Annotated in this window: 1 pseudogene; it reads right to left on the reverse strand. The window is 76.6% G+C overall.

Annotation, left to right across the window (positions count from 1 at the left end):
• A pseudogene (locus tag AC2W7J_RS18635) lies at positions 1-536 on the reverse strand (primosome assembly protein PriA); the annotation flags it as partial.
• Between the last annotated feature and the right edge of the window lie 125 nt (positions 537-661).

The raw sequence follows: 661 nt of genomic DNA on the forward strand, positions 1-661 counted from the left end.
CACGTGGGCGCAGGACATCGCGGGCAGGTAGCCCCGCCGAGGCACCTTGCAGGAGGACCGGCCCCTGCTGACATGCGCCGCCGACGCTGCCCCGGTGCGCCGACGGAGGGGATGGTCGGGCCCGCGCGCCCGGCCCGTCGCGCTCCTCGTTCGAGTCCCTCACCGGCCACGAGCACCCGAGGCGCCTCGCGCCGCGGGGTCGCTCCCCCGACGAGGTGCACCCGACCGGCGTCGACGAGCGCCGCGACATCGGTCGACATGGCCAGACCACCGACGAGCAGGGCGCAGCCCTCGACGTCGGCCCGGGTCGACAAGATCTCGCGCACGTGCGCATAGGGCGCGCGCGGCTCCTCGTGGAGGTCGTCGCCGTCGTCCCACCACGCGACGAGGCCGAGGTCGCGGACGGGCGCGTAGGCAGCGGCGCGCGTGCCGACGACGACCCGGACGTGGCCGCGCAGCACCTTGAGCCACGCGGTGTAACGCGCCTGCGGGCCCTGGTCGGCCGTCAGCCGCACGTGCTGGTCACGGCCGAGCACCTCGGTCAGGGGCCGCCGTCGACCCGCGCGACGTCGCGCTGGTCGGGCAGGACGATGACCGCGCCCCGGTCGGAGAGCAGGGCGGCACGAGCTGCTTCGGCGAGGGCCCGCGGCCAGTCGCTCGC

The sequence above is a fragment of the Janibacter sp. CFPM2_SD2 genome (genome assembly GCF_057364645.1).